Source organism: Pedobacter sp., assembly GCF_031119335.1.
Classification (GTDB): domain Bacteria; phylum Bacteroidota; class Bacteroidia; order Sphingobacteriales; family Sphingobacteriaceae; genus Pedobacter.
This window is the reverse complement of the sequence record NZ_JAVHXT010000004.1, coordinates 1-16331: the sequence shown is the minus strand read 5'-3', so window position 1 is coordinate 16331 and position 16331 is coordinate 1. Positions and strand designations below refer to the sequence as shown.

13 protein-coding genes and 1 tRNA gene are annotated in these 16331 nt (G+C 38.7%); 2 read left to right on the top strand and 12 right to left on the bottom strand.

Annotated elements, in window-relative coordinates; translation table 11 throughout:
• Nucleotide 1 precedes the first annotated feature (1 nt).
• Together feoB and REI64_RS05635 are read left to right on the top strand one after the other, a co-directional pair.
• Nucleotides 2–2128, top strand: coding sequence for a ferrous iron transport protein B (gene feoB / locus REI64_RS05640; RefSeq protein WP_308849379.1), 2127 nt, complete (start codon nt 2–4; stop codon nt 2126–2128).
• 70 nt (nt 2129–2198) lie between these two features.
• Nucleotides 2199–2801 (top strand): SprT-like domain-containing protein, encoded by a 603-nt coding sequence (locus REI64_RS05635; RefSeq protein WP_308849128.1) that lies wholly within the window; start codon nt 2199–2201, stop codon nt 2799–2801.
• On the opposite strand, the gene REI64_RS05630 is transcribed toward REI64_RS05635, so the two are convergent.
• The 12 genes from REI64_RS05630 to REI64_RS05575 form a co-directional block, all read right to left on the bottom strand.
• Nucleotides 2789–3097, bottom strand: a complete 309-nt coding sequence (locus tag REI64_RS05630) for a helix-turn-helix transcriptional regulator (RefSeq protein ID WP_308849127.1) — start codon at nt 3095–3097, stop codon at nt 2789–2791. The two genes, REI64_RS05635 and REI64_RS05630, sit on opposite strands and share 13 nt — an antisense overlap.
• Before the next feature lie 272 nt (nt 3098–3369).
• Entirely contained in the window at nt 3370–5346 is a 1977-nt protein-coding gene (locus tag REI64_RS05625; RefSeq protein WP_308849126.1) for a dehydrogenase E1 component subunit alpha/beta, read from the bottom strand.
• Nucleotides 5347–5442: 96 nt separating this feature from the next.
• A complete protein-coding gene (locus REI64_RS05620) occupies nt 5443–6831 on the bottom strand; it encodes a LutB/LldF family L-lactate oxidation iron-sulfur protein (protein WP_308849125.1) in 1389 nt (462 codons plus the stop codon).
• A gap of 960 nt (nt 6832–7791) precedes the next feature.
• On the bottom strand, nt 7792–8334 hold the full coding sequence (locus REI64_RS05615; protein ID WP_308849124.1) for a hypothetical protein: 543 nt from the start codon (nt 8332–8334) through the stop codon (nt 7792–7794).
• Between the two features lie 307 nt (nt 8335–8641).
• The gene (locus REI64_RS05610) at nt 8642–10264 is read right to left on the bottom strand and encodes a M28 family peptidase (protein WP_308849123.1); all 1623 of its coding nucleotides are present in this window, start codon (nt 10262–10264) and stop codon (nt 8642–8644) included.
• Between the two features lie 97 nt (nt 10265–10361).
• Nucleotides 10362–10814 carry a ribose 5-phosphate isomerase B gene (gene rpiB, locus REI64_RS05605; RefSeq protein WP_308849122.1) on the bottom strand — a complete coding sequence of 151 codons (453 nt, stop codon included), beginning with the start codon at nt 10812–10814 and terminating at the stop codon, nt 10362–10364.
• Nucleotides 10815–10907: 93 nt separating this feature from the next.
• On the bottom strand, nt 10908–11792 hold the full coding sequence (tatC, locus tag REI64_RS05600) for a twin-arginine translocase subunit TatC (RefSeq protein ID WP_308849121.1): 885 nt from the start codon (nt 11790–11792) through the stop codon (nt 10908–10910).
• Nucleotides 11793–11870: 78 nt separating this feature from the next.
• Nucleotides 11871–14159 carry a glycoside hydrolase family 3 N-terminal domain-containing protein gene (locus tag REI64_RS05595; protein WP_308849120.1) on the bottom strand — a complete coding sequence of 763 codons (2289 nt, stop codon included), beginning with the start codon at nt 14157–14159 and terminating at the stop codon, nt 11871–11873.
• A 200-nt stretch (nt 14160–14359) separates the two neighbouring features.
• On the bottom strand, nt 14360–14692 hold the full coding sequence (locus tag REI64_RS05590; protein ID WP_308849119.1) for a hypothetical protein: 333 nt from the start codon (nt 14690–14692) through the stop codon (nt 14360–14362).
• A gap of 102 nt (nt 14693–14794) precedes the next feature.
• Complete coding sequence (locus tag REI64_RS05585) at nt 14795–15334, bottom strand: dihydrofolate reductase family protein (RefSeq protein ID WP_308849118.1); 540 nt, start codon at nt 15332–15334, stop codon at nt 14795–14797.
• 62 nt (nt 15335–15396) lie between these two features.
• Nucleotides 15397–16176, bottom strand: a complete 780-nt coding sequence (locus REI64_RS05580; RefSeq protein ID WP_308849117.1) for a helix-turn-helix domain-containing protein — start codon at nt 16174–16176, stop codon at nt 15397–15399.
• An 82-nt stretch (nt 16177–16258) separates the two neighbouring features.
• A tRNA-Glu gene (locus tag REI64_RS05575) sits at nt 16259–16330 on the bottom strand.
• Nucleotide 16331: the final 1 nt, after the last annotated feature.

The window sequence follows — 16331 nt, the reverse complement described above, 5'->3', positions numbered from 1 at the left end:
TATTTTGGCTGATTTAAAAGTTGCTCTAGTTGGGAATCCGAATACCGGAAAATCTACCCTATTTAACCTTCTGACAGGATTAAATCAAAAAATCGGAAATTTTCCAGGTATTACCGTTGATAAGAAAACTGGTTTCTGCAAATTGCCCTCGGGCAAAACAGCAGAAATTATTGATTTGCCTGGAACTTATAGCTTGTATCCAAAAAGTAAGGATGAAAGTATCGTTTTCCAGGTACTGGCAGATAGGAACAACAAAAGCTATCCAGATGTAATTGTGTTGGTGGCAGATTCGACCAACTTGCGTCGTAATTTGTTGCTTTTTTCGCAAGTGGCAGATTTGGGTATTCCAATGTTATTGGTGCTCAACATGGCAGACATGGCCAAGAAAGAAGGTATCAATGTAGATGCTAACAAGCTTGCTGAACGTTTGGGTGTACAGGTAGTTAATATATCTGCCAGAAAAGGAGAGGGTATAAATGTGCTGAAAGATGCGATAGCACAAACTACAAACATTGCCACTCAAAACAATACCATTAATGCTAGCGATTTTGCTCCAACTGCTATTGAAGCTGTGAAGCAAAAAATCGGTACAGATAACGATTACTACGCATTACAAGTATTGCATCAGCATGAGCATTTAGGTTTCTTTACTGAAAAAGAGCAGCAAGAAATTGAAACCATAGAAATTAACAATGGCTTCGACACTGTAAAATTGCAAGGAGAGGAAACTGTAGCGAGATACAAACATTTAAGTAAAATACTAGCCGATGTAGTTACTGATACTGGAGCTGCGAAAAAATTCACGTTAACAGATAAGCTTGATACGATATTAACCCACAAGATTTGGGGTTTCATCATTTTCTTCTTTATCCTCTTCTTCATCTTCAACGCTATTTTCTCTTGGTCGTCTGTACCGATGGATTTAATAGAGGGCGGATTTGCATGGTTAACAGAATGGGGGCATGAAAATCTTCCGGCAGGTGTATTTACCGACTTATTGTTAGATGGTGTAATAGCTGGTTTAGGTGGTATTGTGATATTTATCCCTCAAATTGCGATACTTTTTGCACTGATCTCTATTTTAGAAGATACCGGATACATGGCTCGTGTTACCTTCATGATGGATAAGATCATGCGTAAATTTGGGCTTAGCGGTAAATCTGTAGTACCTATGATTGGTGGTATTGCCTGTGCAGTTCCTTCCATCATGAGTGCTCGTAACATCGAAAGTTGGAAAGACAGGATCATCACCATTATGGTTACGCCTTTGGTAAGTTGCTCGGCCAGATTACCGGTTTACACCTTGTTAATTTCTTTGGTAGTACCCGATGAGAAGGTTTTAGGCGTATTAAATCTACAAGGTTTAACCTTGATGGGTATGTACCTCATTAGTATTGTGGCGGCAGTTTTGGTGGCTTTAATTTTCAAATTCATCATCAAAGCAAAAGAGCGTTCATATTTTATTATGGAGTTACCTGTTTATCGTATGCCACGCTGGAAAAATGTGTTGTTTACGATGTATGAAAAATCGAAAACTTTCGTGGTTGAAGCCGGTAAAGTGATTATTGCTATTTCAATCATTTTGTGGGTGATGTCTACTTACGGCCCTGGCGATCGTTTTGATGCGATAGATAAGAAATACGATGCTATTGAAGCTAATGCGACAGACACTGTAAGATTGGCTACCTTAGAAAGAGATAGGTCTGCAGAGAAGCTAGAAAATTCTTATGCCGGGATTATAGGTAAAACCATTGAACCAGCTATTAAACCTTTAGGTTACGATTGGAAAATTGGCATTGCTTTAATTACATCTTTTGCTGCTCGTGAAGCTTTTGTGGGTACCATGGCTACAATTTACAGTGTAGAAGGGGCTGATGATGAAGATGGAGAATTGCGATTACGTGATAAAATTGCTGCAGCGAAAGATCCAGAAACTGGCTTGCCGATATTTACACTCGCTACAGCATTTTCATTGATGTTGTTTTACGCATTTGCGATGCAATGTATGAGTACCGTTGCCATTGTGTATAGAGAAACTAAGTCATGGAAATGGCCAATGATACAGTTGGTTTACATGACCGTAATGGCTTATGTTGCTGCATTAATTGCATATCAGCTATTGAAGTAAATTGTTATATTGCCTTATTGTTAAATTGTTGATGTCAGTTAAACAATTTAAACAATTAACCGATTAAGCTTTGGATAAGAAGGATGTTTTAGCACAATATATGCCTCCATCGGCGGCGCCTATTATCGCTAAGTGGATAGATTATTTCCAGTGTGAGTTTAAGATATCAAAAAATAGAACGACTAAACTAGGAGATTACCGGCATCCATTTAAGGGAAATGGGCATAAGATATCTGTTAATAACGATTTAAATCCTTACGCTTTTTTGGTCACAACAGTGCATGAGTTTGCACATTTGCTTACTTGGAACGATCATAAAAACAAAGTAAAGCCCCATGGCACAGAGTGGAAGATCAATTTCAAAAGGATGATGAAGCCATTCTTTGATTTAGAAGTTTTTCCGCCTGATGTTAACCAAAGTATTATTGCCTATTTAAATAATCCGGCAGCATCTAGTTGTACCGATTTGCGATTAGCAAGAGCGTTGAAGAAATACGATCAGCAGGAAGAAACCCAGCATGTAGAACAATTGCCATTGAATACTATTTTTAGCTTAAAAGATGGAAGGCGATTTCAGAAGGGAGAGCGGGTGAGAAAGCGTTTTCGTTGCACTTGCTTAGATAATGGAAAAATTTACCTATTTAATCCACTGGCGGAAGTTTACGCCGAATAGTTCATTTGGTTAGAAGATTTGTTATCGAACAACATTTCTTTATCTTTTTGAGCTTTAATTAAACGTTGCGTTGTACTGCTGTTAACATAATGCTCGTACTCTAAGCATAGAATAAGGTAATGTAGTTCAAACCCGTAAAAAACAGCAATTAGCCTAGCAGTATCAAGCCTTAGCATGGTTTTATCTTTTTCTAATTTGGCATAGGCGGTACGCTCCAAATTTAAAAATGTGGCAATATTCTCTTGCGTAACCCCTTTGTACTTTCTAAGTTTCCTTAAGATTTTACCAATATTCATAAAAGCGTATCATAGTGAATCGACTAAAGATACAATTTCATCAAATGCGAAAATGTGAAAAAAAGTCACATTTTATGCTTAAATGTTGTAAATGAATATTTTTACAACCATATTAAATCCGTCATTTTAATAACGCTCAATTATTATTGCCCATCATCTGGATTAACGCTCATCGTTTCCATGTGTTAGGGCAATTTTATTTTATAAGGTTGCTAGAGTTTGCTATTTCTGCTAAAATGATTGCAAGATACTTTGCTTTTTTATATAGTCTCTTAATATTTAAGTAGTTTTTCAACGGTTTCTCCCAATCTAGCCTTTGCTAAAAAATCGTCTTCTAATACTTTGCTCATTGGAATTGCAGTATCTAGGCTGGCGCAACGCATCACTGGCGCATCAAGGTGTTCAAAGCAGTTTTCATTAATCCAGGCAGCTATTTCTGATCCGAAACCATTGGTAAGTGTATCTTCATGCAAAACAATGACCTTTCCCGTTGCTTTAACGGATGCTGCAACAGCTTCTTTGTCCCAAGGTTGCAAACTAACCAAATCTACCAAAGTAGCTGAAATCTCTGGATTAGCTTTTAAATAATCTAGCGCCCAGTGAACGCCTAAGCCGTAGGTAATAATGCTTATTTGTTCGCCCTTCTGTAAAATGTTTGCCTTACCAATTTCCATGGTATAAAATCCCTCTGGAACAAGGCCACTTAAACTTCTGTACAAATATTTATGTTCGAAATAAATTACTGGATTTGGGTCTTCGATGGCGGCAAGTAACAAACCTTTCGCATCGTAAGGAAAAGCAGGATAAACGATTTTTAGCCCAGGTGTTTTAGTAAACCAAGCTTCGTTGCTTTGCGAGTGGAATGGCCCGGCACCTGTACCTGCACCTGTAGGCATGCGTACAACTACATCTGCTTTTTCACCCCAGCGGTAATGTGTTTTGGCCAGGTTATTTACAATCTGGTTGAAGCCAACCGTAACAAAATCTGCAAACTGCATTTCTACCACAGCCTTGCATCCATTGATAGATAAACCCAAACCTGCGCCAACAATGGCAGATTCGCAAATAGGTGTATTCCGAACCCTAGCTTTGCCAAATTCAGCTACAAAACCATCTGTAATTTTAAAAGCACCACCGTATTCTGCAATATCTTGTCCCATCAACACTAAATTTTGATGACGTTGCATGGCGACTTTTAACCCGTCGCTAATGGCATCCAAATATCTTTTTTCGGTAGTAGACGAGGATGGTGCAAATGCTGCTACATCATAAGGATAATACATATCACTTAATTCCTGCGCCGAATTTGCTTGTGGTTCAGGTTCTGCAAAGGCTGCTTCAACTTCACCGTCAATTTGTTTTTTAAAGCTGCTTCTAATTTCTGATATCGCACTTTCTGTTAAAACACCTTCGTCTAACAGGTAGTCCTCAAAGTTTTTTACCGGATCTTTCTGTGCCCATTCATCAAACAAATGCTGCGGAACGTATTTCGTACCAGATGCTTCCTCATGGCCACGCATCCTAAAAGTTAGGCACTCTACTAAAACAGGTCGAGGGTTTTGACGAATATCTTCAGTCAATGCACTTAATTTATCGTAAACTTCTAGGATGTTATTGCCATCCAGCTGCACGCCTTCAATGCCGTAACCAATTGCTCTATCTACTAAGTGCTTGCATTTAAATTGTTCGTTAATTGGGGTAGATAAACCGTAACCGTTGTTTTCGATCAGGAAAATTACAGGTAAATTCCAAACGGCGGCCACGTTAATGGCTTCGTGAAAATCGCCTTCACTGGTAGCGCCTTCGCCAGTAAACACTAAAGTTGCTTTTGGTTTTTCAGCAATCAAATCAGCAAGTGCAATACCATCTGCCAATGCCATTTGTGGCCCAAGATGCGAAATCATGCCAATAATTTTATATTCCTGCGTACCAAAATGGAAGGAGCGATCTCGACCTTTGGTAAAGCCAGTCAGTTTGCCTTGCCATTGCGCCATCAATCTTTTTAAAGGAATATCTCGGGTAGTAAAAACTCCCAAATTGCGATGCATGGGTAGGATATATTCATCGCTCTGCATAGCTAAGGTGCTGCCCACGGCGATTGCTTCTTGCCCAATACCCGAAAACCATTTGCCAATTCTACCTTGGCGCAACAAAATCAGCATTTTTTCTTCTACCATGCGTGGATAAACCAAGCGCTTGTAGATATCCAATAACTCTGAGTTGGTTTTTTTCTTACGGTCGAACTGCATAAGGGTTGATATTGGTTTGCAGTAAAGATAATAATTAAGTTATCAGTGGATAAGAAACAAGGACAGTTTTTAAACTATTGCCCAATTCTCCAACAACTAATCAATATCCTTCTTTTTCTGATGCTCTTCCCAACGTTTGGCAAAAGATTTAGGCGCTACCTCTGGCATTTCGCGATACTTGCCCCAACCTTTTTTGAAGAAAGTTTTAAGGAAGAAGTTCTTCATTTTTCCACCGAAGAAATCCATCAGCGAACGCTTTTTCATGCCTCGCTTCCACAAGTTCCATCCCATATTTTCAGCAGCGGTGTTAATATTGCTGGCCGCCGCATCTCTACGGTTTAGCAACAACATTTTATGGATATCAATCTTAACCGGACAAACTTCAGAACATTTACCGCACAAACTAGATGCATAGCTCAAATGCTTGAAATCTTCCATCCCTTTAAAATGCGGGGTAATGATAGAACCAATTGGTCCGCTGTAAGTGGTGTTATACGTGTGACCACCAATATTTTTATAAACAGGGCAAGCGTTTAAACAAGCCCCGCAACGAATGCAATACAAAGCCTGGCGCTGGTCTTTTTGTGCCAATAGGTTGGTTCGACCATTGTCCAGTAAAATAACGTACATTTCTTCTGGGCCATCAGTTTCGCCAGCTTGCCTCGGGCCACTTAAAATGGTATTGTAAACCGTTAAGTTTTGCCCTGTGCCGTGGCTAGAAAGCAGAGGCCAAAATAAATCCAAATCTGTAATAGATGGCACTAACTTCTCTATACCAACAATGGCGATGTGTATTTTCGGGAAAGTGGTTGTTAACCTAGCGTTACCTTCGTTTTCAGTAAGCGCAATACTGCCACTATCTGCAATGAGGAAATTGCCACCAGTAATACCAATATCTGCAGTTAAATATTTGTCACGAAGCAATTCGCGAGCTTTTTGCGTTAATTGCTCTGGTGTAGCATCTATCGGAGTGCCAAACTTTTCGTTAAATAACTTGGCAATATCTTCCTTGCTAAGGTGCATGGCCGGCGTAACAATATGGTAAGGCGCTTGCCCCAACAATTGCACAATGTACTCGCCCAAATCGCTTTCTAAAGACTCAATACCGTTCTTCTCCAAAAACTCATTCAAATGAATTTCCTCGGTAGTCATCGATTTAGATTTGATGACCGACTTACCCCCAACACGCTGAATAATTTGAAGAATTTCCTTTTGGGCTTCTTCAGCATCATTTGCCCAAATTACCTTTCCCCCACGCTTTTGGAAATTAGATTCGAACTCGGGTAAAAGTTTGTCCAAATTCTCCATCACACGCCATTTTACAACGTGCGCCTTACGTTTCGAAGCTTCCAAATTCTCAAATTTCGACAGGCCACGAGACACCGCCACATTATACTTCCCAATATTGTAATTGATCGTATTGCGGTGCGACTGGTCGAACGCTTTTTCATCGGCTTTTACAAGAAATTCTTCGGCAACCTTCATAAGTGTTCAAATATAGTTAAATACGCTAGGGCTTTAAAATTTAACGGCAGGTTGTTGATATAATTATGAATTCTGCAAGTCCTAATCGTTAATTTTTTTATTTGAAAAGCAGTTTCAGTGTTCCATTTGTACCGAAAGTCCCGCACTTCGCTATTAGTCCTCTCCCGATGAAACCTGTGCAACATGCAAGCATAACTTTAAAACAATAGATAAAGATGCTTAAATCGGGATGCGGGCTAACCGCTTCGTTCGGGTTTATTTTAGAAAGTTTAGTGGTAAGAAGAAACCTCTCCCGAACCCTCCCGATTTTCATCCTATCGTGTGGACACATCTCGTTCCTCCCCCTTGAATCCCCCTCTTCGAGGGGGCAGGGGGAGGAAAATGACATTTGCTAATATTTTTCCCTTTGATTGGTGTTGTCACCAACCACGATAAGTAATTTTTGGACGGTTGGATAGATTGTGGTTGGATTGGTGATAACACCAACCAAAGGATGAATGTTAATACACTCGTCATTGCCAGCTAGACTGGCAATCGTAATGCGTTAGATGGTTAAATACATCGCTTTACGATTCCCGCATAACGCGGGAATGACTGGATTTTTACACTACTGCAAGCTATCAATCTCTTTCATGTAAGCCAAATAGGCTTCTTTGTAATTAAGTTCTTTGTGTTCGGGCTTAGATATAAATACCAGAAAATCTTCTAAGTCGGCTTCGGCAAAACCTATTTTCCTAAAGAGTAATTGGTCATTTTCCTTTGGTTGGTGTTGTCACCAACCACGATAAGTAATTTTTGGACGGTTGGATAGATTGTGGTTGGATTGGTGATAACACCAACCAAAGGATGAATGTTAATACACTCGTCATTGCCAGCTAGACTGGCAATCGTAATGCGTTAGATGGTTAAATACATCGCTTTACGATTCCCGCATAATGCGGGAATGACTGGAGTTTTACACTACTGCAAACTATCAATCTCTTTCATGTAAGCCAAATAGGCTTCTTTGTAGTTAAGTTCTTTGTGCTGGGGCTTAGATATAAAGAGTAGAAAATCTTCTAAATCGGCTTCGGTAAAACCAAGTTTCCTAAAAAGTAATTGGTCATTTTCCCAGTTACTTGGGTTTACCTTTATAGCTGCCATTTGTTTATAAAGTAAAATACCCTTTCTAAATTCGGTGTAACCAATGTTTTGTTTAAATGCTCGTACGGCTTCAACTAATTTTTTATAGGTAACTACGGTATCTACATTGCTTTCGCTCAGTATAGTATATAAAATTTGAGGTTTCAATATTTCTAAGTCTACGCTGTCTAGCACCACAAATTTTTGAAGGACAGAAATATCTTTAATAAAAAGAGAATCGCTTGCTTTTAAGCGTGTTTTAAGAAAATTAGGTTCTTGGGAAAGTAATTGGCTATTATTATTGTTGTGTTGTGCAAAAGAGGAGATACCAACCAACAGCAATGAAGTGAAAAAAATATTGAAGATCGAAATGTTTTTCATTGTACAAAATTACGGTTTTGATATAGAGACTTACGAAGTTTTTAAAACTTCGTAAGTCTTGTGAATTACTGATTTAGTTTTGCATTGTTTAGGTAAGGTTTAGTTTTGCATGCACTTGACTGCTAGACCCGATGGAAACGGAAACCCCGCAGGCAAGCGTAGCGCAGCCGAGAAGTTGGAGCTATCCCGATGAAAAATCGGGAGAAACCAAGCGGGACTTTCTCGAAATAGTAGCACAGAAACTGCTCTTCTAAAAACAAAAAAAATCCCGCTAGTTGCCTAACGGGATTGAATATTTTGAAATGGTTTATTTAGTTTTTAAAGAACCATCTTCGTTTTTATTCACTACTGGACGGTTGGCTGCGTTTGCCAATTCCCAAGCCGTATAATAAACTAATTGTGCTCTTTTCGCCAACATTGGGAAGTCGATTTTGCTTACTTCGTCGCCAGGTTGGTGGTAATCTTTGTGTACACCATTAAAGTAGAAAATTACCGGAATGCCGTGTTTTGCAAAGTTGTAATGATCTGAACGGTAGTAAAAACGGTTCGGATCTGTACGGTTATTGTACTTCTCGTCTAACACGATGTTCACATAATCGGTATTTGCTTTTTTGCCGATTCTATCTAAATCATCACTTAGCATGTTAGAACCAATGATGTAAACAAAATTGTTGTCGCCTGGACGGTCATCATCGCCACGGCCAATCATGTCGATATTTAAGTTTGCAATAGTGTTTGCTAAAGGAAACACAGGATAATCTGAATACCATTCAGAACCCCATAGGCCTTTCTCTTCGCCTACTACAGTCATAAATAAAATACTACGTTTAGGGCCTTTTCCAGCTTTTTTAGCTTTGGCGAAAGCCTCTGCAAGCATTAAAACACCAGTAGTTCCAGAACCGTCGTCATCTGCACCGTTGTTTACCTTGTCGGTAGCGTTTGGATCATCTACTAAGCCAATGTGATCATAGTGACCAGTAACAACCAGTACTTCGTTCTTTAATTTCGGATCAGAACCTTCTAGAAAACCTAAAACGTTATCTGCTTTAATGTTTTCTTCTGCCAATTTAGCTGAGAAAGCAACAGGTGTGTTAATTACCACTGTAGCAGGTTTTAAGGTTTCTGTAATTTTTTTCTTTACATCGGCAAGGTTAGTATTTGCAGCTGCTAAAATTTGGTTGGCAACAGCTGTGCCTACAGTTACAACAGGTAAAGAATTGTTGTTTTGATCAGCTTCAGCTCTTTTCAAGCCAGCAGCACCTTCTGTTAAATAAGCTTTTGCAGCATCGGTTAGGTTATCTACTCTCTCGTTAATAACCAATACACCAGCCGCTTTGTGATCTGTTAAATACTTGATTTTCGCTTGTTGGCTACCCACACTGCTTTGTGGTCTGCGGCCTTGAGCCGGTTGTGCAGGAGTTTTTGCAGTAGGATCGCCAGTAGCGAAAATTATTACCACTTTACCAGCTACGTCTATGCCTGCGTATTCATTAAAGTCATCTTTACTTAAACCGTAACCTGCAAAGATGATGGAATTTGCTTTAACATCGAAACCAGCTGCAGGTGTTGTTTGAGCCAAGATATAGTAATCTTTAAGGTTTTCTTTGGTTTGTGAAGCAACACTTAAATTTATGCCAGTTAATTTTTTGGAAACGATGCCTACCGGTTGAAAATAAGGATCTGCACTGCCTTTTACTGGGCCTGTTAAACCGAAGCTTTGGAATTGCTTTTTGATATAATCTGCGGCCATCCAAGCACCTTTTTTGCCCGTTTCACGACCTTCGTACTCATCTGAAGCTAATATAGAAAGATGCTCGAAAGCTCTCTCCTTATTAACTGGAGCACTAAATTTGATGGCGTTTTTGTCTTGCGCCATTGCACCAAAACTAAGCGCAAGTGCTAGTGAGGTGTAAACAAATTTTTTATTCATTTTTATATGTTGTTATAGTTAGTCTTTTTGGTTTTTTGCTCTTCAAGCTTTGGTCTTTAAGCTTTCTTTTTTAGTCTTTAAACTTTGTTCTTTCCGTCTAGCAAGAAATCTTGTCTACTCTATTGGCATGTCGGCCACCTTCAAAAGGTGTTTCTAAAAATGCGGTCACCATTTCTTTAGCCAATTCTTCGGAAACGAAACGAGCTGGAATACAGATTACATTGGCATTGTTGTGTTGTCTTGAAAGTTTTGCGATTTCTGTTAACCAAGTTACCGCAGCTCTAATTCCTTGATGTTTGTTGGCCGTAATGGCCACACCTTGAGCACTGCCGCAAACTAGAATTCCAAAATCTGCTTCGCCTTTTTCAACTGCGCTTGCTGTTGGGTGTGCAAAATCAGGATAATCTACAGAATCTAGTGAATGGGTACCGAAGTCTTTTACTTCTGAAATACCTTCGTAAGTACTTAAAAAGTCCTTCAAGATTTCTTTGTACTCGAAGCCTGCGTGATCTGCACCAATGGCTATTTTTAATGGGGTTGCTGTCGACATATTCAAAGTTATATAGAATTATGTAATGTATCTAGTAAATATTTTGTTGCTTCTACCGTTGTCATTTTTTGAGTATAACGAAGAATCTATTTGTTAACCTTTACCATAAAAAGCTAACTCCGCTTTTTGTCTTTTCTTTTCGATATTGGCTGATATCAAAATACTTAATTCATACAATAAGAACAATGGGAACGCAACAATTAGCATGGTGTATGGATCTGCCGTTGGCGTTACAACAGCTGCTACAATTAATATTAAAACTGCCGCATATCTTCTGGTAGAACGCATGAATTTTGGCGTCATGATACCTAGTTTAGACAAAATGTAGATGATTACCGGTAGCTGAAAGATAATTCCCGAACCTAGGGTTAGCGTTAAAACAGTAGATAGGTAACTCGAAATAGTGAAGGTGTTCTCAATACTTGCATCTACAGTGTAATTAATTAAGAAGTTGATAGATAACGGACAAATGATGTAATATCCGAACAATAATCCTAACGCAAATAAAAACGAAGCAAATGCTACAAAACCACTGGCAGATTTACGTTCGTTTTCTAATAAGGCAGGTTTAATAAACAACCAAACTTCAAACAACAAATACGGCACACCTAAAATAACACCAGCCATTACGCAGGAGTTCATTTGTAAGGTAAATTGTCCAGACATTTCTGTGTTGATGATTTTAGCTTTGATGTCGGTTATGCAAAACTCGTTACCGATTGAAGGGAAGGCTTCTACTAACTTGCACATCATGCGGTAGGTCCAAAAATCAGCATTTTTAGGAGCCATAATCACATCATGCCAAATAAAGTCTGTAAAATAAAAAGCCACACAAACTAACAGAACAATTACTGCTAACGCCCTTAGCAAGTGCTTGCGAAGCACATCTAAATGGTCAAAAAAAGACATCTCTGCCTCTAAAGTTTGACCTTTTTTCTTTATCGAATCTATTAAATCTTTGGCTTTATTATTACTCATTGTAGCTATTTGAAAACAAAAATACCATTCTATTTGGTTAGAATGGTATTTACGTTTAAAATCTAATAAAAGATTTACTTAGTTGATATTGAAATTCTTTTTGAGCGATCCAATTTTTATGCTGAACTCGCCTGGTTCAACTACAGATTTTCCATCAAGGTGTGTAAAAGAAAAATCTTTTTTGCCGAGTTTAAAAATTACGGTTTGCTTTTCGCCGGGCTTAAGGTTGATTTTTTCGAAGCCACGAAGTCTCTTAGAATCTGGGGTTAAAGTAGCATACAAATCGCTTAAGTAAAGCTCAACTACTTCTTTGCCTTCTCTGTTTCCAGTATTGCTAACTTCTACAGAAACGGTCAACTCTTGGTCGGAATTAATTTTTTCTGCACTTAACTTTAAGTTATCGTACTTGAAAGTAGTGTAGCTTAAGCCAAAGCCGAATTCATATTGAGGATTGTATTCTGCATCGTAATTGTAAACACCCTCCATTACGGTTCTGTTTTCAGATGGTTTGTGGTTGTAACCTACCAAAGAGTTAGGAAACTTAGGATAATTGTAAGGTAATTTGCCAGAAGGGTTTATATCACCAAAAAGGATATCAGCTAAGGCATCGCCACCAAAATTTCCAGGCAAGTAGGTTTGCAAAACGCCCGCCATTTGAGCTTCAAATTTGCTGATTAACCTCGGTCTACCTTCGTTAAGTACTAAGATTATAGGTTTGCCAGTTGCACCCAGCTTCTGAGCTAATTGTGTCTGTAGGTCCGAAATGTAAAGGTCGCTTAAATTACCCGGACTTTCGGTGTAGGAATTTTCTCCTAAACAAAGTACAATTGCATCAGCATCCTTTGCGGCCGTTACCGCTTTGTCCATGCCATTTTCAAATTCTTCGTAGTACTTGCCATCCATTTTATAGCTCACGCCCTCAACAAAAGTTACATTCTCTTTTCCGGCTTTTGCCGAAACCGCTTCTAAAATGGTATTGTATTTCGCAGCAAATTCTTCCACTTTTTCGCCTTGCCAAGAATAGGTCCAGCCACCGTTAAGTGTACGCATAGAATTTGCATTTGGGCCAGTAACTAATAGTTTTATGCCTTTCTTTAAAGGTAAAATATCGCCTTTGTTCTTTAGCAGAGTGATAGATTCGGCAGCACTTTGATAAGCAGCCTGTTCAAACTCCTTGCTTCCAAATTTTGGATATTGTTTTAAATCATACACTGCTTTTTCGAAGAGGCCTAATTTATATTTTAAGGTAAGGATGTTTGTAACGGCATCGTCTATTCTAGATTCTTTCACTTTTCCTTCTTTAACCAATGCAATTAAATTATCGCAAAACCTTTCGTAATCGTAAGCAATCATCGACATATCGATACCAGCATTTATGGCAAGCATAATAGCTTCTTTATGATCTTTAGCCACTTTGTCTCGAGTATGCAAGTTTTCGATATCTCCCCAATCGGTTACAATCAAGCCTTTAAAGCCAAGTTCTTCCCTTAGCAGTTTAGTTAGTAAGTGATAGTTGGCATGAACCGGAACTCCATTGATTACACCAGAATTAATCATGATACTGTGTGCGCCAGCTTCAATAGCCGCTTTAAAAGGAGGGAGGTGATGATCTCTCAATACGTGATCTGGAATGTAGGCTGGAGTTCTATCCTTACCAGAAGCTGATACTTGGTACCCGATGAAGTGTTTTAAACAAGAGGCAACGCGATAAGGGTCTGCAATATTATTTCCTTCGAAACCTTTAATCATTTGCACACCTAGCTCGCTTATCAGAAATGGATCTTCGCCAAATGTTTCCCATTGACGAGGAAAACGAGGGTCTGGAGCTAAATCTAATACTGGTGAAAAATTCCAAGGAATAGCACTAGCTCTGGTTTCGTAAGCTGTAATTTCAGCTCCTTTGTAAACCAAGTTTCTGTTTCGAGCTGCCGCTTGGCCAATTTGTTGTGGAAACATAGTAGCCCCAGCAGTATAAGTAGTGCCATGTATAGCATCAATACCATATAGTACTGGGATTTTTAGTCGTCCTTTACCTGTTTCTTGTATTTTATTGATGATTTGATGCCAAACTTGCGGCGTACGAGCTCTGTTGTTAGCCGTATTTAGCACTGAACCAACTTTGTATTTCACTAAGGCGTGTTCTAATTGTTGCTGATTTAAAGCCACGGGTTCGTAACTACTGAACCTGTCTTTACCATTGGTAATTACATCCATGGTAATTTGTGCCATTTGTCCAACCTTTTCTTCTAGGGTCATTTTACCTAGTAAGGTTTTTACTTTTTGGTCGATAGCTTGATCTGTTTTCTGCTGGGCAGTTGCCAAGAGCGATAGGGCTAGGAGCGGGATAGTTAGAAATTTTTTGTTCATACTAATTCGGGTTGATTAGGTTTTTGTGTATTTGTAAAATATTCGGTTGATGCAAATGCCAAATATCAATTTTAAAGGATTGAAATACGAAAAACCCACCTTCTCAAAACCCCTACAAAGCATAAAAAAAATGCGTCCTAACCTAAGTTAGAGCGCAAGAAACTAAAAATTAAAAAAAATGGGCTGTTACTCTATCGCAATTAATCCCAAAGAGTACCAGCCAAACCTAAAACTGTGCCCATCCATAATGCGATGATAAAAACGACGAAACTAATGGTGTTGGCGACGATGGTATTCCATCCTCCACGTACACGTAATATGTCCATCATGTGATAGAATAGACCACCCATTGATCCAGCTAGGGGTACGACTATTAGTGGACGTAACATCCAAAGCTTGCCCCACTCTGGCTTTACATTATCAACGCCATAGAGAAAAACAGAGATGATGACTAATGCAATGGCGGCGCCTAGAAGCATACGTTTGGCTATTAAATTGGAGCGTTTATCAGCAGAGTTAATGGTTGTTTTCATTTTATAAAGTGCTTTGAAATTCAAAGTTAATTAATTTTACTTTGTATTTCAAAGTAAAAGGATGAAAATTTTACAAATCTATTTAGATGAGATTTAGGTTTATTAATCGTGATCGGTAATTTGATACCTCAACGATACCAAACCAGTTTCATAATTTTTGCTTTCTAATAAGGTTAGTTTGGTGCGTTGGTCATTCTTTTGAAACAACAATTTGCCGTTTCCTAATAAAATAGGATGTACGGATAACCATAATTCGTCTACTAGCTTCGCTTCCATCAGCTGTTCGGTGAGCGAAGCCCCACCAAATAGCCAAATATCTTTGCCTGGCAGTAGTTTAATTTTCCGAGCTTCGGAAATTCCATCTTCAGCAATCAAAACTGCTCCTTTTTTTACAGATTTCAATGTTCTTGAAAAGACATACTCGGTAAGTGCTGGCATGCCGGGGGTGACCTCGCCATTATTGTTTTCAGCATGTTGCTGTGCTATCTCGTAACTTTTTCTGCCGATGAACATTGAATCGATACGTTCAAAAAATTCATTTAAACCATAATCTTGATCGGTAAAGCACCAATCGTATTCGCCATTTGGCCCTTCAATGTAACCATCCAAGGTAATTGCTAATCCTAATATTAATTTTCGCATAACTATTTATTTAGACTGCAAATTGGCCAGGTTTATCGAACAATAATTGTATAAAATAGACATCAATATAAAATACTCTTATCACGAGCCACCTGGCTGGGTGTGTAGCCCGTATAAACTTTACAATCTCGTATAAAATGCGCTTGGTCGTAATAGCCATTTCTATAAGCAATTTCAGTAAGCGATAGACTTGGATACCTTTTTAAATATGCTAAAGAATTGATAAATCGGTTGGCGTTTAAATATGCCTTTGGTGATAAGCCTACTTGTTGTAGAAACTTTCTGTTAAATTGTCGTTGACTGATGCTAAAGTTATGATTGAGCCCGCTTGCAGTCAAACCTGCAGAAAAATTAATGTTTGCTAAAGCATTTACCATCGGTACTGTTACTTTGTTTTTGTTGAGCAGTTCTAATAAATATTGTTGTACAATTTCTACACGAATGTAGTTGCTTTTAGCTGTCGAAAGTTTCTCTTCAAGATGAAATGTTGTTTGTCCCCAAAAATTAGTTAACGGAATTGTCTTGTTGCTGAGTAAATCCATTGACGTATTAAAGAAGTGATATGCCATGCCAGGTTGAAAACAAATTGCAATGCAACCAGCACCTTTACGCATCCTTACGTCCATAGAACAATTCATCCTAGAAGTTACTATACTATGCTGATGCAGTTCATTTCCAATGATAGCCAGTGGAGTTTCGGTATAATTCAAGAAAACTTCAACACAAGTATCGGGAAGCACTCTTATTTGATGGGTGTCAACATTTTCATCACAATCCATAGTGCAAATGAGCTTAATGTAAGGTTGCAATAACGGATAGATTTGATATAGCTTTAAACGCATCCTTTAAAGGTAGGAAATTTGGCTAATAGGATTGGTCAAAAACTAAAAATCCTGCTTTACCTTAAAGTAGAGCAGGATTTAGTAGCCCGTAGGGGAATCGAACCCCTGTTTCCAGAATGAAAATCTGGCGTCCTAACCCCTAGACGAACGGGCCA